This is a genomic window from Candidatus Odyssella thessalonicensis L13, from assembly GCF_000190415.1.
Classification (GTDB): Bacteria; Pseudomonadota; Alphaproteobacteria; order Paracaedibacterales; family Paracaedibacteraceae; genus Paracaedibacter; species Paracaedibacter thessalonicensis.
Window position 1 is genome coordinate 1 of record NZ_AEWF01000013.1, and the last position, 22,550, is coordinate 22,550.

A 22,550-nucleotide genomic window follows, 5' to 3' on the forward strand; every position below is an offset into this window, starting at 1 on the left:
GTTTAGTATGTTTGACGAGTTACAGTAATGCTACTTCTATTCTGCCCCAAAAGATAATAGCTGCCCTAGAAGGAAAAAAGTAGATGAAAAAGGGATTAGTATTAAAAGTACAAGCGTCCAAGAGCTGATAGCCACATATAAGGAAGAAGCTAGAGAAGGAAGTATTCAGGCTCTATTTCAATTGGGTACCCTCTATAAGGAGGGTAAAGAGGTTGCACAAGACTATAAAGAGGCAGCTAAGTGGATGAGGATGGCTGCTGAACAAGGTCATACTCAATCACAATGCTATCTAGGTCTTTTTTATGATGAGGGTTTAGGTGTACCGCAAGATTATAAAGAAGCTTTTAAATGGTATAAAATGGCCGCTGATCAAGGTAATGCGGATGCAAAATTTTATTTAGGTTTCCTTTATGATGATGGCTTAGGTGTGCCGCAAGACTATACTGAGGCTATGAAATGGTACCTATTAGCGGCTGAACAGAACCATGCTCAAGCACAATATAATATAGGGGTTCTATATAATGATGGCCGAGGAGTTGAGAAAGATTATAAAGAGGCTGTAAAATGGTTCAGATTGGCAGCGGAGCAAGGGCATGTAGATGCTCAACAAAATCTCAAATTATTAATGGAGGAGGGGAATCACTCCTCTAGGAGTTTTAAACTCAGGAAGAGTAAAAAAGTTAGATTACGTTAATCTAAACTATTATATGAGGTTAAAGTAAGAGATTCTATCTTAAGAATCTTATTTTAGAAGCTTACTCTTCTGATTCTTCTGGCGAGCATTGTAGCGCTCTTTAAGTTGTTTGAGCTTTTCTAAAGCATGAGCTTTGTCAGTTTCCGCAATTTCTTCCACGGGCTCCCCTTGGAGATTATGGCGATGTGTTTCGGCCACCAAAGACTTAAGATATTTATGCCACCTTGTATAAAAAGATAAAGTGTAACGGATCAATATTCGGGCAAAAGGTAACTCTTGGGCAAAAATATCCTTTTCGATACGTTTTTTAAGAGGTTTGGGAGTGTCCTTGCTAAAGCAATTTGGGTAAGTCTCTTGCAGCCATCTTAATGCCGTCTGGATGTTTTTAGTGCGCTCTTTTCGAGCCTGAAGCTGTTGCTGCCGCTGTTCCTTTTTTTGCTTTGCCTCTTTAGTTACCTCTTTAGGGAGAGGCAGAGCTTTAGGAAAAATTGGCCTTTGTCCTGTCTCAAAATAGGTTCTCAATTGTTCCAATTTATTTTGAGCTTGCTGCGTTTGTGCTGGATTAAGGGTAAGCGGTGTTCGGGTCATGGCAGTCCTGATGCAGAATCTTTAGAAGGCTTAATTCTTAAGGTAAGTTGCTTTGGTACTTATTTTGTGAGCTTAAGGAATTTTAGGGCAATTGAGAAGAAAGATTTTTTGTACTCAATCCTGGGTATGGAAAATGCTTATGGTAGCTTAACTATTTATATCGCACTGGAACGGGGTAATACAGTCATCTATGATTAGTTGTCCTTATAACTTAAGCTCAATTAACTAAAAATTAGCATGACTTATAAGAATTGATTACTGTACAAAATTCATATCATAATAGAGATCATAGATATTCTTAAGGGTATTAATTATGTTCACTCAACCTGAAGACGACTTTAGTCACATTGTCAGCACTTCAACTTTGAAGCTAGGGGGCAACCTAGAAGAAGTCATCATTCCTCGGAATTCTAAGATTTTCTTAGCTCTTTTTTCAAGTCGTGTTCAAGCTGGATTTGTTTCTCCAGCGGACGATTATCTCGAAAAAACTTTGGACCTTAATGAATATCTGATTGACCATCCTGCAGCCAGCTTTTTTGTGCGCGTCTCAGGACATTCGATGATCGGGGCTGGCATTCATGATAATGACCTTCTAATTGTGGACCGATCTTTGAAAGCAAAGCATGGTAGTATTATTATCGCTGCAATTAATGGTGAGCTCACAGTTAAACGTTTAAAAATTCAAAATGGCCACTATATCTTAGCACCTGAAAATTCTGATTACCCTGCTCTTGAAATCACAGAAGAAATGGAATTTATAGTCTGGGGCGTGGTCACGACCGTCGTACATCAGCTGAATAAATAATTTGCTTTATGAGAGCCTGATGCGATGTTTGCTTTAATTGATGGGAATAATTTCTACGTTTCGTGTGAGCGGTTGTTTCGCCCTGATTTACTCACTAGACCTGTTGTCGTTTTATCTAATAATGATGGCTGCCTGATTTCTAGGTCTAACGAGATTAAAGCCTTAGGTGTTCCCATGGCAGCACCTCTGTTCCAGGTGCAAGATTTGCTGGTTAAGCATAATACACAAATATTTTCTTCCAATTTTGCGCTTTACGGGGATATTTCTGCGCGGTTTATGGAGATCTTGGCATCTCTTGCTCCTCGTGTTGAAGTCTATTCGATTGATGAAGCTTTTATGGATTTCAGTGGTATAAGTGACCCTGCTACATTAGCTCAGCAAATACGTCAGCAAGTAGCAGATTGGATCGGCATCCCTACGTGTATCGGAATTGGTCCAACCAAGACCTTAGCTAAGGTTGCTAATCACTTAGCCAAAAAGAATTCAGCATACCACGGTGTTTGTATACTTGATGATCTCTATCAAATTGATCAGGTTCTTCGAACATTTGCCATTGAGGACATCTGGGGAGTAGGACAACGTATAGAAGCCCGGCTCAAAGCCTTAGGCATCAATACGGCTTATGAACTTAAGCGGCTCAATCCGAAATGGATGCGTCAGAACTTTACTGTTGTGGGTGAGCGGCTTGTGTACGAATTAAATGGCATCTCTTGTCTTAGTCTTGAACCGGAAGCCCAAGCCCGGCAGTCCATTCAAGTTTCGCGGAGCTTCTCTAGATCCTTAACCCGATTTGAGGAGATTAGAGAAGCTGTGGCTTCCTATGCAACTCGGCTTGCTGAGAAATTAAGGTTACATCGTTTGAAAACCAATACCCTCGTCGTCTCAGTCTGTGCTAATCGCTTTCAGGTCAGGAATCGTCAGTATTACAATAGCATTCTGATTAATCTACCAACCGCTCTCAATGATGATGCTGGATTGATTCAAGCAGCGGTGCAAGGGTTAGAAGCCATCTTTAGGGCCGGCTTTGACTATCAAAAAGCGGGTATTATGGCTCTGGATTTGATGCCTATCACTCTGGCCCAACTTACTCTCTTCGATCCCCCAGAGGGAAGAAATGCTAAAGCACAAGAGATTAGCCGGGCTCTGGATAAAATTAATCAAAGGTATGGACGAGGAACTGTTCATATGGCTGCTTGCGGGCCAAAGTTGAGCTGGAAGGATAGGAAGAGTAGAAAGTCACCGGCCTATACCACCTCATGGCATCAACTGCCCAAAGTCTATGCTAAATGAGGCGAGGGAGGAATTTCTGGATTGCTTAATTCTTGGGCAAAGAGGTAATCTTCAATTAGAACGTGCCCGTTAGAGGTAGATCCTTTCTAATAAGATGAAGGTTATCCCCAGAAATTGTGGATAACTAAGCGTCCTATATTCATGAGCATTCCTCACAAGTTTCAGAGCGAGATCAAAAATAATCACTGGTATTGTATTCTTTCCAAGTAAGCGACATGGGAATAAATTATATCAGAGTTCGATATGTTATAATACTCACTTGGTGTTATAAGATCCTCTTTATGGGGTTTGAATTCTTTACCTGGTTCTGTCCCTCGCAAGCTAAAAGTGTGCTCAGTATATGATCGGCCATAATTCGTAACCGCATGAGTTGTATATTTGGTGTCTTTAGAGTTTTCTCGAAGATAATAAGTACATCCATTAGTAAAGGGCCTATAGGCATAAAATAAGGTATGAAAAGGTAACTCATGGCCCTGATAACTATAGTGTCTGCGAGCTCTATTGCACAGATCCGCTTTTAAGCCATGACCGGTATAAATCTTCTTATATATTTTATTATTACAATCATTACAGGCATCATAAGATGAGAAAAAACGAGTCCCCAGACCTAATATCTCGTAGTTGTCAATATGGCCATTCTTCGTAAGCAGCTTGAAAAAGAGATCTGGATTAGTTGTTAAAGAGTAGAGCGCTAGAAGATCCCCATGATATGTAATATCATTATCGTTTACTTGGAAATTAGAACGAGTATAGGTGATAAAATTATCTCTTTCTAAAGATTCAATAATCCGTGGGTGGGGAACACCGCTAGCAAAGTCAATAACAGCTAAACCCTTTCCTGATTTTCCATCTCTAGTAACTTCAAATTTATATTTTTTCTTGTCTGCTATTCCATCTAAGATCTCACAGAAAATAGGTGATTCATAAGTTTCAATTTCAGAGTAATCGTTTCTTACAATACAGAAAATATTGCAGGCAAGATGATTTATTTTATATTGGCCTAACGCCGCTTGTTGGCTCCAAATCTTGCTGATAAAAGGGAGCTTATTTAAAGGATTTTCTTCATAATAGCTTCGATTATGTAATGTATGGCCCTGCCAGGCAAGCGTGGTATTCCGGTGAAAGTAGATACTAGTAGGCTTATAAGAGCTATTGAGGCCTACCTTCCTGTGGCGCAGAAGAGTGTATCTTCCCTCCCAGAGTGGACTTGCCCCTCTTTCTAGTTCTAATAATTCTTCATCATCAAATAATGTTCCCTGAAATAGGGTGGGGTCTATAAGAGGAATGTCTCCCCATACTTCAAGGAATAATGAACTAGGAGCATGATCTATCTGTGAATCTACGAGTGAAGAAGATAGAGGTGGAAATGGTATTTCTCTTAAATCTCGATCAACCTTCTGAACAATGTTAAGATTTCTAAAGGCAATAGTAAGGCCGTTTCTAAGCTCATCTTCTTCTGAAGACCGAAATTCTTGCACAATATCGAATCGTGCCGCTTCACGCTCTAATTTAGTTAAAATATGGTTGACCATTGAGATCTTTTCTTTAATGTTTAAAGAAGGCATTTCCTCTAATAATTTCTTACTTTCATGATATATTAGCTTTAACCCTTCCTCATCCTCTCCTTCCTGTCTAAATACGCCTATAGAAGAATCTCTTATATCCGTTGCTCTTGTCATGGTTTTTAAGACTAATTGACCAACTTTTTTAGACACGTTTGAGAAATTACCATATTTATCCTCTTCTCCGGCAGATCCAGCTAGATCTTCCAGTAAAAGCTCTATAGTTCCTGATAACTTCATTGGTAATGAATTTATCACTCTTTCTACCTCAGTCTTTTCCATACTTAATAGAGGACATAAATAAAGACTTACACTGAAAAAAGTGATTGCTTTTATCGAATAGGACCTGAAGAAGATAAATAAGATAAGCTTTACAGGAAGCAATGGTAGCGAATAAATTAAAGAGCTCTTTTTAGCACTTTTGGTAAGATTTATAATTGTGAGCACCATTTTAATACCTAAGATTAAAAAACTAGCAAACAATTAGCATTAATCTTTAATCCTCTCAACTAAAAAATAGAAAACTTGTAAAATGATTTAAGTATTTAACCAGAGAAATTATTACTTAGATCATGCTGAACAAAAATAGAATCATGCCCAGTTATAGATTGTAGGCAATTGAGCCCGACAAAGGGACCCAGCGTTGGTCCAAAATTAAGCAAGCGCTTGATCTCTTAGGCGGATGGTCCTTGATCATTATGGGCGCATAGGTCGATCCAAGGTTATGAGTTTTGACAGCCTTGAAGAAAAGGACAAGTTCTTACAGAAGACTCTCAGGAAACGCCTTACCTTAGAGCGGCGCATTGGCTGTAACTACGCGCTTGTCGACCAAGATCGCATCAGACCGCTGTCTTTTGAGTGGTTTTGATAAAGTTTTTCTGGCTTCCCAATTCTTTAGATAGCGCTGCGCTAATTCTTGATTCTTAATAATGAGTAGATTCTCCGCATTCCGGCTATGGGCTGACGCTGTCCAATTATAAGACCCTGTAACTAACGTATCTGCATCTATAATGATAACTTTATTATGAGCAATTCCGCTTGGGTTATCGATATAGACAGAGATATTGTGCTGTGAGACCAAAGGTGCTTTTGAGTGTTTGTCAGTCTTATTGGATTTATCGAGGATCAATTGGACATCTACTCCTCTTTTCTTTGCCTCAATTAAGGCTTCAGCTATTTTGGGATCGGTAAAGCCATAGCCTTGTAAACGGATAGAATGACGGGCCATTTTTAAGGTCGTCAGAAGCGTTTGCTGACAAAGAGGGTTCGGGGAGAAGCATACCGCTAACTCTTGGGATCTTTCTTGGATAAGTGTTGGCAGTTCATAATGAGCTGCATAAAAATAAGCAGCATTATACCCCACTCCTAAAGAAAGGGAAATGGCAGAGATTAATGTTACCAAGGAGAACTGATTCTTGGTCGAGTGTTTTGAGGACTTTTTTCTTCTCATTTACAAGGCGCTAAAATGAACAATTGAGGTATTTTTAAAATACCACTTAACTGATTTAACTCTATAAGGAAATTACTACTTTAAGAAAAATACTCTTCCTAAGTGATCTTCTATACATATTCTTATCTCAACCATTATATGGGGAACTCAGAGTCTGAGATACAAGCCAAGAACTTACCCGGGCTACCCTTAATGGCTTTCTTTATAACGTCTCTTGTTATTATAGTGTGGATAGTAAATTTTGAGGAATATGGATAAATGCTAGAAACTGCTTACAAAGAAGATATGAAAAGATAGCCACAATTATTTTAGAAAGAGGCTGCAGAAAACTGCAAAGTGTATTCTAGGGGGGAGAAAGGAGAAATGATACTTCCTTTGCATTATAGTATACATAAAAAGCCTCAATATATTTCAAAGATGAGCCCTCTGCGATTAGTAAATTAGCTCAGCTGCTTTAACTCTTGCCGGTTCCTCTAAAATAGATAAAACTTTCTCTGCACAATATATCCTTCCCCATTTACTCTCGTTAATATTCCTCAAAATGCCAATGGCTTCAAGCCTATAAATAGCTTTTTGTACTGTCGTATAATTTACTCCCAGGTCTTGAGCAACTTTGCTTATTAAAATGTAAGGATTCCTCACGCTCAATTAATAATAAAGGGATCAGTAAGCTTCCAACTTGCCGGTTACTTCCTAAGGATGGCGATAGAGCTACAAATTGAAAGTGGCTTAGAGCACACTGGATTAAAGGCGGTAGCATCTTGTCTTGAAAGACCCATCGAAGTTTTTCTAAATCCGCCTTCAAGCTTTCCTGTTGTGAGAATACAAGGTTGGTTCTAGGGAAGGAAGTTTCAGAGGAGTGAATTACTTTTAACTTAGTTCTCAAATCTTTTGGATGATTTTGATAAGAATTAATATCATGTTCTAAGATTTGCTGGACATTTTGAAGAAGGGGCAGCGATAAAGGCTCATTTTTCAAGTGCTCTATTCCATAATTGAGGGCCTTGTCATAATTCTCGACTTGCTTTAATTCCCTAGGATAAAGGCCAACATAGGCTCCTGCCTCATTCAAACATATTTCTCGAATTGTGGCACGAGACCCTTCTATTCTATTAGAGAACACGGCTTCCCGAAGCCTGAGAGATGGGAGAAAGAGGTGAAGATCAAGTAATTTGCTATTAACGTTTGCTAGCTTGCCGAGGAGGTAATCCGCTCGTGATAGAATGCTCACGAGGGCAGTACTCCATTCGAAGGCAGACGTTAAATAGTTTTGCGCCAAAGCAGGGCTATCCCTTAATGTTTTGTCAATTCTTATAGCAGATGACAGTTGTTTATTCACTTTGATTTCCTTAATAAAACTTAACAAAAAAATGACATGAGAGGCCTATTCATGGACAAATACCGCTTTGACCCGTTTTGACCGGGAAACATAGCAGCCCTGAATAAGATTCTTTATCAGCAGGAAGCCCAATACCTCTAATGTCCCCCTCTTTTCAGTTGGGTTAAAAGATAATACGATGATAATCCTAATGCAAAATAGGAACCCAATTTAATAGGGTGCGTATACTTTTTAAGGATTTATTTCCCCTGCTTCTAAACGAAGTACTATCCTTGTTGCCCTATAATTTCGCTTTGCTGCTGCCATCCTATAATATTTGAGTGCTTCTGCAAGGTCACGAGGCACACCATGGCCATATATATAGCAATGCCCAAGCTCACAATAAGCGTCACTATCTCCTTGTTCAGCAGCACGCCTGTACCATTTTACTGCTTCGTGATGATCTCGTGTGACCCCTTGACCTTCATAAAAGCAGATACCTACATTATATTGAGACTCAGAATGCCCCTGCTCAGCAGCGCGCATATACCATTTAAATGCTTTCCGTAAATTTTTGGTGACCCCTTGGCCTACATCATAATAGTGTCCAAGGTCATGTTGACATGCTATATTGCCTTGCTTGGCCGCTAACTTGCACCATTTTACTGCTTCTTTATAGTTTCGTTCCACACCGGTACCTTCATGGTAGCAAGTTGAGAGGTTCAGTTGTGCCCCTTCATGACCTTTTTCCGCCGCAAGTCTGTACAATTTTACTGCTTCCTTATAATTTTGTTTTATCCCTACCCCAAGGTCATAACACACTCCTAACCAGAATTGTGCCTCTACGCTCCCTTGTTTAGCAGCACATTTGTACCACTTTACGGCCTGATCAGCATCACGTGGCATTAAAATGTTCTGATAATACCAGTCACCCAATGAGGATTGCGCATTCATGAGACCACGTTCAGCATTACCTTTTAACCATTCTAATGCCTCTCCAAGATCTAGATTCCTCCCCCCATCTTTCTGATACAGGGCCAATAAATTGCCATAAGCAGACTTATCATTTTGATCTGCAGCGCGCCGATACCATTTTTCTGCCTTTTTAATATTCTGGGCTACTCCTTGACCTTGCTCATAGCAAACGCCCATATTAAATTGGGCCGAAGCAATCCCTTGTAGGGCGGCACGTTTATACCATTTGGCAGCTTCAGTGTAGTCTTGCTTTACTCCTTTTCCTAGATAATATAAATTAGCAAAATTGTACTGTCCCCATTTCTCCCCGTGCTCTGCTGCAAGCTTATAATATTTAACCGCTACATTTAAATCTTGGAACGCTCCTTCTTCTGAATAATAATTTCCAAGCTTTACAAATGCTGGGGCGCATCCATTATTAGCGGCGCTTTTAAACCAATTTATTGCTTCTAAATGATTAACTTCGCCTCCTTGCCCTTCTTTATACATGATTCCCAACCAGAATTGTGCCTCCGCATCGCCACTTACAGCAGCCAATTGATACCACTTTCTTGCTTCAGAATAATCTCTAGCAATGAATTTTCCTTGATAATAAAAAGATGCCAGCATTGTTTGGGCTTGAGTATCCCCTTGCTCTGCTGCCAGAGAACACCATTTTATCATTTTTGTTGATGAGGCTATGCTTGCTAAGCTATCTCTATATAAAATTGCAAGATTTCGTTGCGCTGGCGCAAATCCCTGTTTAGCAGCCGCACGCAGCCATTTCTTTGCTTGCATCAGATCTAATGGAACACCCTCGCCCTTAACATAGCAATAGCCTAGATTGGATTGAGCCTCTAAGCAATTATTCTCAGCAGCAAGACTAAAAAATTCAACGGCTTGAGTATGCAATTTTTCCTTAACCGATAGGGAGGAGATATTAGAAGCCTTCAAATGAAGACCGATGTTATTCAGTACCTCAGCAGAGTAGTTTTGCATTAAGCCATTCTTTAAAAGATAAGTGGTGTCCTTTTCTATAAGCCTCTCAATTAACTTTCCTATTAAATTTACGTCCTGCGTAAATTGCGCAGAATTCATGGTGGATACTTCCCCAGGTATAAAGAAACCCAATGAATGTAGTATTAAACCCAGCTCCAATTCAAGCTCATCTTTATGGCTGATATCCTTTTCTAATAAAGTTACAAGAGAGTTTTTCCAAGTGCTATCCTCTGCCGCATTATTATGCAATAAGAGGGAATTTAGTAGAAAGGCATGAGGCAATCTTTTCTGTTCGCAAAACTGATGAAGCTCTCTAATTTTCTCTAAAATCTTCTTAGATTGTACGTTAGGAATTTTCTCCTCTTCATGAAAAGTAGAAGGTATTATAGGGGAGATACCACTAAGGAATAATATCTCATCTACTAGATTACTTAATATTTTATTTTCATATAAGCATCCCTCTTGGTAATCTTTAAGAAGGTTTAGAAAATTTGTTCTAAATAAATAAGTGGTTTGCCATGGATTCGGGGAATCGGAGATTAAAGGTCTGTTTTCTTTTATAGTTTGGCGATAAAATTCTTCTGTAATAGCTTGGCTATCTGTAGCAACCATAGAAAAGTTTAGAATATCCCGCTTATCCTGCAAAAAGGATAAGATATGTATTTTAAGCTCTATTGGAAGCCTTTCCCAGTCGCTTTCTAGATTTTCAACAGAGCCATTAAGGTTACTTCCTGCCATATTCAAGGTTGTAGAGTTGATCTCATATATTTTATTATCTTCAAATCCTTCTATTGCATTTACTAAATTTAAAGGAGTTAGAGAGGCACAGAGATAAAAGATTCTTTTAAAGTTTTTTGCTAATTTATACATATTAATTTCCTATTACTTTCTTATAAAGGGTTTCAATAGAGGCCTTTTCACTAATTTAGCATTTCTATACAAAGTACAAGAGAAGTGGAAATCTTCTGAGTTAAAAGACTTCCCATATCTCCTTAATTTAACTTCCTTATTCATCAGCTATATGAGCGGGGTTTTTTAGAGCTCTTTCGAACTGGATAAAGTTCTGGGTTGTAATTTGATTCAGAGCCTCTTTTAAGTGGCGTCCATTCTCTGCCGCCCACTGCTTAGCATTTTGATGCAGATCGTTAGTCGCTGAAGGAAGCTGGTAAGCTGCACTGACATTAAATCTGAAAAGCGGCTTATCGAACGGGTTATCGGCTTTAACAAGATTTTTTAGCTTAGTGCTGGCAGGATATAGACTTAAGTAAATTGTCCCACGCATGACGGTCATCTTAGGGTTGAATCTATAAACGTAACTGGTAAATAATACGCCGTCCTTGGTAGAGGTTTGAACGATTTGCGCTGGGTCTTGGCCTGCTTTTAGAACTTTAAGAGGGTCTGCATGCAGCCAACCAGTTTGCTGGAAGCTTGTAGTCAATTTGGCCATGACTTTTTCTTGTAATCCATAACTAGCAAACTCTTTTTGTAGGTCTTCCATGGCGCCTTCAGCTCGGTCTTGACGATAAGCCATGACAGCACAATCCATTAAACCAAATAGTAAACCTCCGCCGGTATAAGTCGCAATATTTGAGCTTTCAATATCAGCGATCATCTTAATTTGGCCTTCTTCTAAATAAGGTTGAGTGCTACTGATTTGATGCTTAACTTGATCGGGCAGGGCTACAAACTGGGGGGTTGTTGAGCACCCAGACATAATAAAAACGCTGACAAGAATCGGAAATAAGGTTTGAGTTTTCATAATAAAGTCTCCTTTTATGCTTTAGGGGTACAGGTGATTTTAAATTTCTGAAGGGTATCTTGGTTTTCTTGCGTGAAAGGGATCACGATCGGATAGCCTTCTTTATTGGATGAGTCAATACGGAAAGATACTCGGGTGGCCAGAATAATCTTATCCATTAGTTCTTGGGATAAGAGAAAAGTCATGCTTCTGCGAGTGACTTCTATAACGCGCCCGAGCATCAGACTTCTTCCTGAAGGCAGAGCAACATTATACTGCTTAATTTCTTCTAAAGGATCTTTTAGGGAATGAATAACCTCTAAAGGATAATCATTGCCATCAATCCTCAGGATGAGGGATTCCGACGGATTAAGCGTATAATCCCGTTTGCCCGCCTTGACTGTTTTTAGGATACCTTTAACCTTTAAAGGATTTCCCGGCTCCATTTTGAGGGTAAGAGCTGCATCATCAGCATTTCTCTCAGGTCTAATTCGATGAATCTTAGCGCTACAACGGTCTTGTCCTAAAAGAAAATCCTTCTCTGTCTTGATCTCTGATGAAGGGGTACAGCCACATAAGAGAACGCATGAGATTAAAGAAAGTTGTCTGATAGGAAAAGATGAGTTCAATATACCTCTCCTTGTATTGTATAAATATTGAGTCATTTCAATTTCTTCTGGATTTTAGGGGGATTAATAGGTTTAATTTAAAACTTGTTCCTATTTTCGCTTGAAAAATAGCGCTGACTAAATTGCTCAAACTGTGGACTAATGGTGAAGCCTGTTTCTGCTTCTATATCGTGCAGAATTGACCTAAGACCATTAATGAAGTCAGCTTGTGATAATTTGCTATCTCTAATTTGCTTTACAAGATTATCTACTTTACAAGTAATAGATTTCTTTTGAAGGCCTTTATTGTTTAAAGCTTTTATTAAGATTAGAACTAATTCACTGTCATCAGTGGTTAGTTCTCCTGAGTTAGCCATTTCGAAAGCCTTCCACACAACTCCTTGTAAATAAGCAGGATTAATTATTTCTGAGTGATTGAATTTAGAACTTTCAGGCAATAGCCTCTTAGAGGTGTTGAAGTTGTAATTGTGGGGTGTACATGCACAAAGAATTGCTAATAGGAAACTTAGATAAACAGCTTTCATTGAATTAATTCCTTTTTTGGCATAAAAAATTTCGCCCTTAAAGAAGTGCTGCTTCTTTAAAGTCGATTTGCTATATGGTCTAGATTGTTGATCCTTAAGGATCAGATTTATAGGGTAAGCTTTCAAGGAGGCTCATGAATAGGGCCTCCTCATAATAATTTATTATGCAGCCTCTGCTGCAGAGTTTACCCTTTTAGTCACAGCATCAAGATGACGATTTCGCCTCATCTCTACCGATTCATCCTGCTGTACCTTCTTTGGAGAAGAATTACCCCAGAAGTAGTTATAAGCAGTCTTGCTGAGAGACCAGGAAGTGGTTGCAGCAGATTTGCCCACCGATAAAGATAGTTCACCAGTTTTTAGTATCGCCTCAGCTCCATATTTGGCGATATAGCCCCCGGTTGCTGTAAGGGCCATCTTTGCAGCTGTTGATTGAGAAGCCATCATGCCCAGTTTTGTTGCTGCAGCAATACCGGTGATCCCGCTTATACCCATCATATTTAAAGCATAGGAAGCTCCATAATAGGTTCCCCATAAAAGAGCGGCAGGACCATACATATAGGTAACAGCCAAGCCCGCCCCAACAGTGCCAAACTTAATAGCGGAGATTATCCCACTTGTCACTGAAGACTCTTCCTCAACATGGTTGGCTGTAGGCAGTTCTTGCATCGTCACTGTTGTATTGTCCACCTTTGATAAGGCAGGCGTCTCATTGACAACAGTAAATCCCTGCACTCTGGCATCTTGGGAATATTCCTGCGTGCCTTGTTTTTCAAGAATTGATTGAATGTGCTCAATAAATAGCGGATTCGTCAATATTGAACCCTCATCGCTAAGAGAGTGCCATTGCTTCAATAGAAATTGGCTAGAGTTTTGAGTTAGCTCTCTAAAATAATTGAGCTGAGCTTCTTTCAAATAGGTGCTAAGAATCTCTTTCGCTTTAGGATCCTTTTTATACAAATAAAAGTTGATAAGCCCTTTATTAAAAGCATTTACTGCTGCCTTATGATCTAGATCTGTAGTCAGGTAAATCTTCTGGATGTCTGGATCAGTTATTTTACGGCAAACTTCTAAACCACTGTTCTCTGCTATTTGATCACTAATTATGACACAGGAAACGGCTTCAAATCGCTGGGGATTATAGATCTCCTCATGAAGATAAATTATATTATTGCAATCTAATCCCTCTTCATAACTGCTTAAAATTCTCTCGAAAAGTAATTCAGATTTCTCACTCTTATTTAAATAGTTAAGAGCTGAGTCTATACTAGTAAAGTATGAAATCTGAGAGTGATCATTAAGCAGACTCGCAACTGACGCTGGATCCTCAACGATACAAACAGTCTTAGTAGGGAAGAAGCAGAGAGGAAAGTATGTCATTGGCTTTCCTTGTCAATTTTTACGCTCTCAATTGTTCCTTGAATGCCAGAAACTTTCATCTGAATCTTCTGCCCCCGTAAGTTTTCAGAAGACAACCATAATGAATCCTCGTCCATTGAAAGAAAAATCTTGTCAAATCCATCAAAAAAGTAGTTAGGAGTAACTGAGAGTATTTTGCAGAGGCAGTAAAGACGACTAACAGAAATACTATCTGCACTGCGCTCATACTTAGAAATCTGTTGGGGTGTAATTCCTAAAATCTCTGCTATTTGATATTGCTTAATGTTTAGTTCTCGCCGCCTCTCTTTCAATCTTTGTGCAATATGCACCCCTATAGAAAATGAATTGATGTCCGTCATCGAAATATACCTTGCTAGAATTTTCAAAAAGCATCTTACTGGTTGGAAGCAACTTAAGCTTTCAACCGTCAAAATAGATAAAAAATATAATGATAAAAAGTTGTTAAAGAGGCAAAACTCGAGGAAAAAGTATTATGTTCCCCCTTCTCTCGGCTACCTTATCTGTAATTGTATCCTGAGGAATTTTTAGTAAACTTATATCTGAGCGACAAGAATGCTGAAGATATCTTTTTAAAATATTATAATCTCTCTGCATAACCCATAGCTGTTTATAGAGATCAGCTTTAATATTATTGATCTGCGTGTAAAGATTACCTAAATGATGCCCGCAGATAGAAAGGGTAAAAATATCACGCTTTCCTTTTAAGGTTAACTGAGAATAAGCAGAAGTAAATAAAGTATCAAAATCCCAGATATGAGCAGCATCCTCCGTGGTAAGCATCAGCCTTACTTCCTCTTTATCTAATTGTTGAGCGCTATATATACTAATTAAGAGCCCCTGAAGAACAATTTCAATAAGAGCAGCATCATATAAAGGTGGACAGATTCGTCTCATTTGAGGGTTTTCTAGAAGAGTAAAACTATCTATCTGTATCTCTTCTGCGCCAGCATGAATAGTCATAGACAATTTGATCTGTGTTTGTTTTTGCTTTAAAATTAATTGGGGACCAGAAGTGGTGTGGGAAAATATAAGCTCATATGAGAAAATTAAGTCTCTCAATAGCCATCTGCTGACATAATCTTTTAAGCTCGCAGCAAATTCTTTACCGGTACTAACTTTCATATTAATTCCCTCACTAAGCAATAATGATAACAATAGGATTTATAAGTTTTTTGTTGAGAGCCTTAACTCTAAACAAATACTTTCTTCCTAACTTTGTACTAATCGCTGTGATAAAGCTTAAATCTGAATTAGTCCAACAAAAAGTTGATGCTTTAACTATGAATTTTTTTTGTAATTAGATTTATTTACTTGAAATAAAGCGGTTTTATTAGATTTAGGCTAATGTAGGCCGTAAAATGAGGGGCAAAAATTACATAATAATATATGCCATAAAAAATATGGGGGGTCAAATTTTATTATGTAATTAGATAAATCAAAAAATTTATTAATGCTCTAGATTAAAGATATTTAGAGAATTAATAGACTTGAAATCAGTTAGTTTTTACACCTTATAGATAAAATTAGACTATATAAATAGTCCCTAATCTGATTAACCGTAATAAGCGGGTAAAATTTTACTCTTTTCCTATTTCATAGAGATTGCTTAATAAAGTCAAGTCTAGTATTTAATGCTTGCTTAAGATGAAAAGGTTAAGCGCATATCAATACAAGCTCTCTATGAAATTATTTTAGAGCCAAGATAGCATATTAGTAAGCGTTTACTGTTTAGATCGTTGACATTCCTTGAAAAAGTATATATTTAAGAATCGTATGATTGATAAACCTAAAAATATCAACTTTAAGTTGAGCAAATATTATAATCAATAAAAGGAGACACACAATGCATGAGATCCATTTAGAAAATTTAGAGGCTTCACCAGCATTTGCTGTTGCTATACTTAAAAAATAAGAATTCTACAAATTATTAATGTGCACCTAGTAAGGTTGTATTAGTAGAATATACAACGAATTTGTTTTAATCTTCTATCTTATATATATTTTCCTGTTAAATAAGAATAGGTGCACAGACTATTATCTTAGTAGTTAACTGTTTAATAATTTCTAATCTCTTGACCTGATCTTATTTAATGATAAGAATTTGATATTATTACTTTGTACAGTTTGAAAGATGCTGTAGTAATTGTTTAATTACTCTGGACTTTTTACGTTCCTCATGAAATATAAAATACATCGGCGCTATAGGCTTTGGTATATCTGTTAAAATTTCAACAAGTTGAGTTTCCACAATACTTGTCAAATCAGGTGCCTCTATAATTCCATAGCCATTGAGAGCGCATTGCATCATCCCGTGCAGAGAGTCAATTTGTATATAAGGCTTTCTAGGTTTTTCGTGAGCTCCCTTACCTAAGGTCAAAATGGAGTTTCCATACTGTGTATAGTATCTTTCCTTATATATTACTATGCGATGGTTATCTAAATCTTTTGGTTTTTGCGGTACTCCAAACTCATGCAAGTAATCGGGATGGGCAAAAAAGCAAACCTTTAGAGTGAAAAGCAGTTCTTGGATCAAGTGAGGTTGATGAGGTATAAAAGATCGAATGGCCACATCATAATCGCTGATATCGTGTATTTCTTCTCCTAGAGGAAAGATTTGTAATGTTAAATTGGGATATAGTTTTAAAAATTCTTTTAGGTTTGGTATTAACCAATCGGTAGCAATATAAGGTAAAGCGGATATTTTGATATTTCCGTGAATCTCTTCTCCTTCAAAGAAATGTTTCTCAATATTATCTGTGACAAGTACAATTTTTTCAGCAAAGACATACAAGCGTTCGCCCTGAGCTGTAAGGCGCATTCCTTTTACTCTCTCAAAGAGTTTTGTTTTCATACGTTGCTCTAGGGTAATAATAGCTCTACTTACGGCAGACTGTGTCATATTAAGTCTTTCAGCAGCTTTGCTTGTATTACCTTCTCGGGCAACCTCATAGAAAACTTTGAGTCTCCAGATATCTAAGGGCTTCATTCCAATCTAGTAGCCTTAAAAATATTTCAGGGTTTATTATAATAGCAAACTGTTAAATTTTTTATTAATTCTTTTCCAAAAACATTATGTTTACCTTATAAATAAATCGTTTGTAAGAGCTCCGATAATTAAGCTTTGCTGATTTGTGATTGTATCTGAATAGGAGAGAGCGAATCCTTCTTTAGTATTGATAGATAGGAACTTTAATCTGTACTTCAAGCAAAAAAATGAAATTTTCAAACAGAGATTTAATGTTCGCCTTTTAGAAAAGTAAGATAGAAGATCATTAAAGGAGAAAATGAGCGCTTTGTAGGATAAAGCCTCACAATTAACAATAATAAATGGTTTCTTCCCTGCTTATCACAGGGAAGAATCTGCTGAGAAATTTACTTTAAGATTTAGAGCACATATTCTTATAAGCTTCTGAGTACTTTAAAAGTGGACAGTGTGTGTTAATTACGAGACGCAAAGCTAGAAAGTCGTTTTGAGGACACTCAAAGGCCCCTAATTTTTTGGAGTCCGAACAAAGAACCGGAATGAGAACCACTAATCCAAATAAAAACAAGATAGCACAATTAAACTTTGTCATAATCTCTCCTCTACTATTTTGATAATATAGTTATAACTTTAAACTCATCGCCCAGAAAGAAAAAATTTGAGAAAAATTGATCTATTTATTTTTTGCTTATTATTACTGTTACTTGTTTAAAAATTCTTGTGCTTTTAGTTGCCATACATTCAAGACACCCTCTTCACTTCTTGCCGTCTGCTTAACTTCAAGAAAAGCTCCCAATAAACTTAATGCCAGAGATTGCATCGCCGGATCTTTTTGTAGGTCGCTTCCTGGTACAATTCCGAGCGTTTCAAACAGCCCCGCTTTCTCAATTAATCCGCCCAGTTGAATTAAAGTTCGGGTGCGTGCTTTACGAAATCCATAGGAGGCCATGCCCGTTTGATTTTTCATTCGATATACCTTCTGCCGGAGCTTTATCTCTTCTCGGTTTAAGCGTTTTAATTTCTCGAAAAGAATACAACTTTTATGCCCCGGGAAACGTGGTCGATAGCTTGAGCCAGTCCTCCTTTGATTTCCCTGAATGATTCCATCCTTGTTGAATCAGAGTTAAGGCTAAGGATGGTGAAAAGTCATCACCTAAAATCTTCTGGGTTTCTTGATAGAAGTTCTCTGCGATTTTGCTTTGTAATTTTTGCTGCTCAGCTTGGAGCTCTTGAAGCTTTTTGGACAGATTATCTATTTTCTTCATAATGATCCTATTCAGTAGTAGTTAAGGAATTTCTCCCTTAACAATTCCAATATGTCGCTTATAAGAATAGCGTATCAAATGGTTAACATTTTCTGCAAGTCCGAAGCAATAAAAAATTGCAAGGCGCGCTTACACGTTGCATAATAGCAACAGACGCTTCGTTGCAAGCAACGTCGATTTAACTGGGTAAAAATGGCAATTTATCATGGACATCTCAAAGTCTTAAGTCGATCCGACCGGAGTACGGTGGGAGCGCTCGCCTATCGCAGTGGAACGAGTCTCAATGATGAGCGTACGGGCGAAATCTTTAATTACCGTAATAAGGCTGTCGAGCATGTCGAATTCTTAACCCCAGAAAACGCACCTCAGTGGGCCAAAGATCTCAAATTATTAATTGAAACAGATCGAGAAAAAGGGGTCCAAAAGCTCTCAACCATCGCTGAGGCGGAAGAAAAAAGAGTTGATTCACGCGTCTATAAGGAGTTTGAATTTTCTCTTCCCGCTGAGCTTACCACTGAGCAAAATATCGCCTTAATTCGAGAGTTTATTCAGGACCAATTTTGTCAACGGGGGATAGCTGTTCTAGCCAATTTCCATGATGATTGTGAGCCGGAATCAGGTCAGAAAAAACCTCATTGTCATGCTGTTTTATTGACGCGGGAACTTGCCGAAATGGGGCTATCGAAAGATAAAAATCGTGACTGGGATAAGAAGGAACTTTTATTAGAATGGCGTGAACAATTAGCTGCTTATACGAATTTTCATCTTCAGCTCCATGGCCATCAAGTGCGCATTGATCACCGGTCTTATGCGGAGCGCGGCATCGATATTGAACCTCAACCCAAACTCAGTCGTAGTGTCCAAGAAATGGAAAAGCGGCACGAGAAAAGTCACCGTTCCGTAAAGACGGATAAGGCTCAAGATTATCAGCATATTAAGCTCAAGAATTTGTATCGACTTATGAGGCGCCCAGAGTTGGTTTTTGATATTCTTCATAAGTCGCAATCCACCTTTATGTGGGGCGATATCCAACGGATTTTAGCTCGCTACATTGACGACCCAGAAGTCTTTCAAGTCTGCCAGGCTTACCTTAAGAATTCTTCAGAATTAAAGCTGCTGCGGGAGACCGAGCAAGGACATGTTTTTACCACGCAGACAATGCTTAAAAAAGAGCTCAGCTTGGTTCATAACGCTCAAGAGCTCAGTCAAGAAAAAGGATTTAAAGTCACGAAGCAAAGCCATCAAGAATTTGTTGCCATTTACGACAAAAAATATGAGAAACGTGGAGGCTTGTCGTCGGATCAGAAACAAGCTTTAGCTCATATCCTTGACGATAAGAAATTGGTGGCTATGGTGGGCTATGCCGGGACCGGCAAGACCTCCATTCTCCAGTGTGCTCAAGATATTTGGCAAGCCAACGGATATAAGGTTTATGGCTTCGCTCCTACTGGAAAGGCCGCCCAAAATCTGCAAACAGATGGCATTAAGTCGATGACTGTTCATAAGTTCTTGCGTCAATATCAGCAAGGTCGCAGCCAGTTTAATGCAAAATCAGTTCTCATCCTCGATGAAGCAGGGATGATCGATGTGAATCGCTTTGAAGAGGTGCTCAGTGCGGTCCAAAAGCTGGGGGTTAAACTGGTTACTGTCGGAGATGGGCGTCAGCTTCAGCCGATTGAAGCGGGAGCTGCTTTCCGCCTTGTGACCCAAGAAACCGGCGTAGCCACATTAAAGACGGTTATCCGTCAAGAAGTGGTGTGGATGAAAGAGGCCACGCGTCATTTTGGTCAAGGTAATGCAGCTATGGCTCTTAGCCAGTATGTGAACCAAGGCTGCATTAAATTGGTCCAAGATCCTCTGCCAGATCTCTCTGCTCTCGTTAAGCAACAGAATTACGCCGGTCTGGTCGACGCTTTTAATCTCGCAGTCCGGTCTCAGAAATTAGCGGGCTGGACATTAAGAAGTGATATTGACTTGACAGAGGCGGAGCGAACAACTGGGAAGCAAAAGATTGATCTCTGGAAAACTGTCGAAAAGCAGGCGGCCCAAAGCATTGCCGCGAACCTAGATGCTTGCCGAGAGCATATCCTAGCTTATCAAACAGACCCGAGTCGTCTGGCTGAAAACGTGGTTGATCCCTCGAATAGGCATCAGCGGCAATTAAAGGCTAAAGAGATGGCCCGCAACTGGCAGTTTAAACTTCACGATAGTCGCAACTATGAGTTTAAGTGTAATCCGCGTCACGGAGCCATGACAGCTCTGATTCAAGACTGGCATCAAGGAATTCAAGCAGAACCAGATAAGAGTCATATCATTATGGCGTATACGCTCAAAGAGACCGAAATGCTCAATGAGCAAGCTCGCAAGTTGCGCCTCCAAGATGGTGCACTTGGAAAAGAGAGCTTTTCTCATAGGATTACCCGCCTTGATGAGGATGATTTTGGGGATGAAACGCGAACAGTGCGACAACGAGCTTTTGCGCGAGGGGATCGTCTGTTATTTATGAAGAATGACCAGGGTCTGGAGGTCCGTAATGGAATGCTCGGCACCATTGAGAAGATCAATGCTCGCACCATCACAGTTCGCTTAGATGGCAAGGAAGAGAAAACCGTTTCCTTTGCTTCGAAACTTTATCCTTACTTTGATCTGGGCTGGGCCATTAATATCAATAAGCAGCAAGGTGCCACCAACCATAAGAGCTATATCTTAGCCTCAAACCATTTCAACAGTAATCTCTCCTATGTCGCTTTAACTCGCCACACGGAAGAAGCGCGCGTTTATGCAAGCTCTCAAGAATTCTGGACTGACTCAGTGTTAGTCAAACAGATGGCAAAAAGCCAGGAGAAGCTCTCTTCGCTGGATTACATTGATCCTGAGCAGGCTCTAAAGCTAGCCCGCCAAGAAAACTCCATTATCACAGAAGCTCTCGGCCGAGTGAGTCAACAGCTCAAAGCGATCCACTACACAGCTAAGCGAGGACTGACGCGTTGGTTAGGCAAGGAACCGCGCTTTGATCAGATCTTAGAGATTGCACCCACATTGAGCGAAGCTCAACGGCAGCCTCTCCTTCCCAAGGAAAAAGCTGTAAGTTCGCTAGAAGACCCTCTTCTTGCCAAGCCTTCCTATGAAAAGAGGATCGAAGCTCTCTATCAAGCTCAAGCTGACCAACACATGAGAGCAACCACCGGCCGTAGCCTCAGGGATTATGAGACGGCTATGAGTCAATTTATGGACTCTTATAAGGCAACACCGCATTTGGCCAAACCCTCGCTCGACTTATCTCCCCCTGCTCACCCCCAAGATCAGACGTATGAGCAACGGATGGCACAGTTATTGCAGAAGTTTGAGCCAAACCACCACAGTATCGACTCTTTATCCTTAGAAGATAAAGTGGCTCAGTTTACTCAGAAATATCAGGACTATCAGCAAGCAGTTCAAGAAGGTCGACTCTCTTCTGAAGATAAAGAGGCCTTTATCAAACAAACTGCTGAGTTTGCCAAAGATCCAAGCGTTATGACTTCTTTAACACTCTCAGATCCAGAGCTTAAGCAGGATATTGATCGCTTATTAGATTTTAAAGAACAGCAACAAACGCCAACTATTAAGAGAGATTACGATCTCAGTCGATAAGGAGAAAAAATGACATCAGTCGCGGAAAAGACCCCCTCAGAGCAGCTTCAAGATCTCACAAATACCTTGTATTTGATTAACGGGCTCCATACCAAGATTGCTCAAGAAATAAAACTGATGGCCACAACGGCCAGCCAGATGACAGTCGCCACGAGCGGTTTTCAGGAATGCTTAGGAATATTAGAAGCTGAGACCCATCAGTTGATCCCGACGCTCCAAAATGAGAGCCGAACCATGGCGCAGAAGATTGGTCAAGAAGCAGGTCAACATTTTGTCAAGACGTCTACTGAGCACGTTGAAAAGATCTTAAGCAGATTACAAACGAAGACAACTGCCATTGAGCACAATCTCGAGGAGTGCCATAAAAAAATTAATTTCTTTTCAAGGACAACCCTAATTCTGGTCCTCGTTTCTACTTTAATTGGCGGTCTACTCGGCGGTGGACTCGTGCATTATCTGTTTCCTCCTTTAGATGCAAAGACAGCCGCACAGATACGATATGGTGAATCCCTCCTCAATAATTGGATGAAGTTAGATAAAAAGGACCGTGATAAGTTGGTTATCCTTTTGCCTTCAAGTCCTAATAAATAGAAGTGAGAGACCGGATAACTCCTAGTCGGGTTATCTGGTCGGGGTTTTTTGCCCCTCATCGCAATATTATCTGAGCCCTTCTTGAAAGCCTTGCTATCCTTTTACACTCCACCTGAACTTTGTTTAATT

Annotated in this window: 19 protein-coding genes; 5 read left to right on the forward strand and 14 right to left on the reverse strand. The window is 39.4% G+C overall.

The window, feature by feature from the left end; translation table 11 throughout:
• Positions 1 to 163: 163 nt before the first annotated feature.
• Positions 164 to 694 carry a tetratricopeptide repeat protein gene (locus HMO_RS15080; protein WP_280956268.1) on the forward strand — a complete coding sequence of 177 codons (531 nt, stop codon included), beginning with the start codon at positions 164 to 166 and terminating at the stop codon, positions 692 to 694.
• Positions 695 to 742: 48 nt separating this feature from the next.
• Here HMO_RS15080 and HMO_RS0112870 read toward each other — a convergent pair whose 3' ends face one another.
• A complete protein-coding gene (locus HMO_RS0112870) occupies positions 743 to 1,282 on the reverse strand; it encodes a ProQ/FINO family protein (protein WP_010304264.1) in 540 nt (179 codons plus the stop codon).
• Between the two features lie 313 nt (positions 1,283 to 1,595).
• Here HMO_RS0112870 and HMO_RS0112875 point away from each other — a divergent pair, with 313 nt between their 5' ends.
• Both HMO_RS0112875 and HMO_RS0112880 read left to right on the forward strand, forming a co-directional pair.
• The gene (locus HMO_RS0112875) at positions 1,596 to 2,087 is read left to right on the forward strand and encodes a LexA family protein (protein WP_010304266.1); all 492 of its coding nucleotides are present in this window, start codon (positions 1,596 to 1,598) and stop codon (positions 2,085 to 2,087) included.
• Positions 2,088 to 2,111: 24 nt separating this feature from the next.
• Positions 2,112 to 3,377 (forward strand): Y-family DNA polymerase, encoded by a 1,266-nt coding sequence (locus tag HMO_RS0112880; RefSeq protein ID WP_010304268.1) that lies wholly within the window; start codon positions 2,112 to 2,114, stop codon positions 3,375 to 3,377.
• A gap of 182 nt (positions 3,378 to 3,559) precedes the next feature.
• Here HMO_RS0112880 and HMO_RS0112885 read toward each other — a convergent pair whose 3' ends face one another.
• From HMO_RS0112885 to HMO_RS0112950, 13 genes are all read right to left on the reverse strand, one after another.
• Positions 3,560 to 5,197 (reverse strand): hypothetical protein, encoded by a 1,638-nt coding sequence (locus HMO_RS0112885; protein WP_139016903.1) that lies wholly within the window; start codon positions 5,195 to 5,197, stop codon positions 3,560 to 3,562.
• Between the two features lie 532 nt (positions 5,198 to 5,729).
• Positions 5,730 to 6,389, reverse strand: a complete 660-nt coding sequence (locus tag HMO_RS15085) for a phospholipase D family nuclease (RefSeq protein ID WP_075261254.1) — start codon at positions 6,387 to 6,389, stop codon at positions 5,730 to 5,732.
• Positions 6,390 to 6,948: 559 nt separating this feature from the next.
• The gene (locus HMO_RS0112895) at positions 6,949 to 7,728 is read right to left on the reverse strand and encodes a Fic family protein (protein WP_010304278.1); all 780 of its coding nucleotides are present in this window, start codon (positions 7,726 to 7,728) and stop codon (positions 6,949 to 6,951) included.
• Between the two features lie 231 nt (positions 7,729 to 7,959).
• Entirely contained in the window at positions 7,960 to 10,530 is a 2,571-nt protein-coding gene (locus HMO_RS15955; RefSeq protein ID WP_010304280.1) for an F-box/SEL1-like repeat protein, read from the reverse strand.
• 136 nt (positions 10,531 to 10,666) lie between these two features.
• Positions 10,667 to 11,419 carry a hypothetical protein gene (locus HMO_RS0112905; protein ID WP_010304282.1) on the reverse strand — a complete coding sequence of 251 codons (753 nt, stop codon included), beginning with the start codon at positions 11,417 to 11,419 and terminating at the stop codon, positions 10,667 to 10,669.
• Between the two features lie 14 nt (positions 11,420 to 11,433).
• On the reverse strand, positions 11,434 to 12,027 hold the full coding sequence (locus HMO_RS0112910; RefSeq protein WP_010304284.1) for a hypothetical protein: 594 nt from the start codon (positions 12,025 to 12,027) through the stop codon (positions 11,434 to 11,436).
• Between the two features lie 77 nt (positions 12,028 to 12,104).
• Entirely contained in the window at positions 12,105 to 12,551 is a 447-nt protein-coding gene (locus HMO_RS0112915; RefSeq protein WP_100070097.1) for a hypothetical protein, read from the reverse strand.
• A 162-nt stretch (positions 12,552 to 12,713) separates the two neighbouring features.
• The gene (locus HMO_RS17445) at positions 12,714 to 13,931 is read right to left on the reverse strand and encodes a response regulator (protein WP_010304288.1); all 1,218 of its coding nucleotides are present in this window, start codon (positions 13,929 to 13,931) and stop codon (positions 12,714 to 12,716) included.
• The gene (locus HMO_RS15960; protein WP_010304290.1) at positions 13,928 to 14,290 is read right to left on the reverse strand and encodes a helix-turn-helix domain-containing protein; all 363 of its coding nucleotides are present in this window, start codon (positions 14,288 to 14,290) and stop codon (positions 13,928 to 13,930) included. The genes HMO_RS17445 and HMO_RS15960 overlap by 4 nt, the downstream gene beginning before the upstream one ends.
• Before the next feature lie 103 nt (positions 14,291 to 14,393).
• Positions 14,394 to 15,074, reverse strand: a complete 681-nt coding sequence (locus HMO_RS0112930) for a hypothetical protein (protein ID WP_010304292.1) — start codon at positions 15,072 to 15,074, stop codon at positions 14,394 to 14,396.
• 988 nt (positions 15,075 to 16,062) lie between these two features.
• On the reverse strand, positions 16,063 to 16,938 hold the full coding sequence (locus HMO_RS0112935) for a LysR family transcriptional regulator (RefSeq protein WP_010304294.1): 876 nt from the start codon (positions 16,936 to 16,938) through the stop codon (positions 16,063 to 16,065).
• A gap of 697 nt (positions 16,939 to 17,635) precedes the next feature.
• Positions 17,636 to 17,902, reverse strand: coding sequence for a conjugal transfer protein TraD (locus HMO_RS0112945; protein ID WP_010304296.1), 267 nt, complete (start codon positions 17,900 to 17,902; stop codon positions 17,636 to 17,638).
• A 73-nt stretch (positions 17,903 to 17,975) separates the two neighbouring features.
• The gene (locus HMO_RS0112950) at positions 17,976 to 18,200 is read right to left on the reverse strand and encodes a hypothetical protein (protein ID WP_010304298.1); all 225 of its coding nucleotides are present in this window, start codon (positions 18,198 to 18,200) and stop codon (positions 17,976 to 17,978) included.
• A 192-nt stretch (positions 18,201 to 18,392) separates the two neighbouring features.
• Here HMO_RS0112950 and HMO_RS0112955 point away from each other — a divergent pair, with 192 nt between their 5' ends.
• Entirely contained in the window at positions 18,393 to 21,830 is a 3,438-nt protein-coding gene (locus tag HMO_RS0112955; protein WP_010304300.1) for an AAA family ATPase, read from the forward strand.
• A gap of 9 nt (positions 21,831 to 21,839) precedes the next feature.
• Positions 21,840 to 22,421, forward strand: a complete 582-nt coding sequence (locus HMO_RS0112960; protein WP_010304302.1) for a hypothetical protein — start codon at positions 21,840 to 21,842, stop codon at positions 22,419 to 22,421.
• Positions 22,422 to 22,550 lie beyond the last annotated feature (129 nt).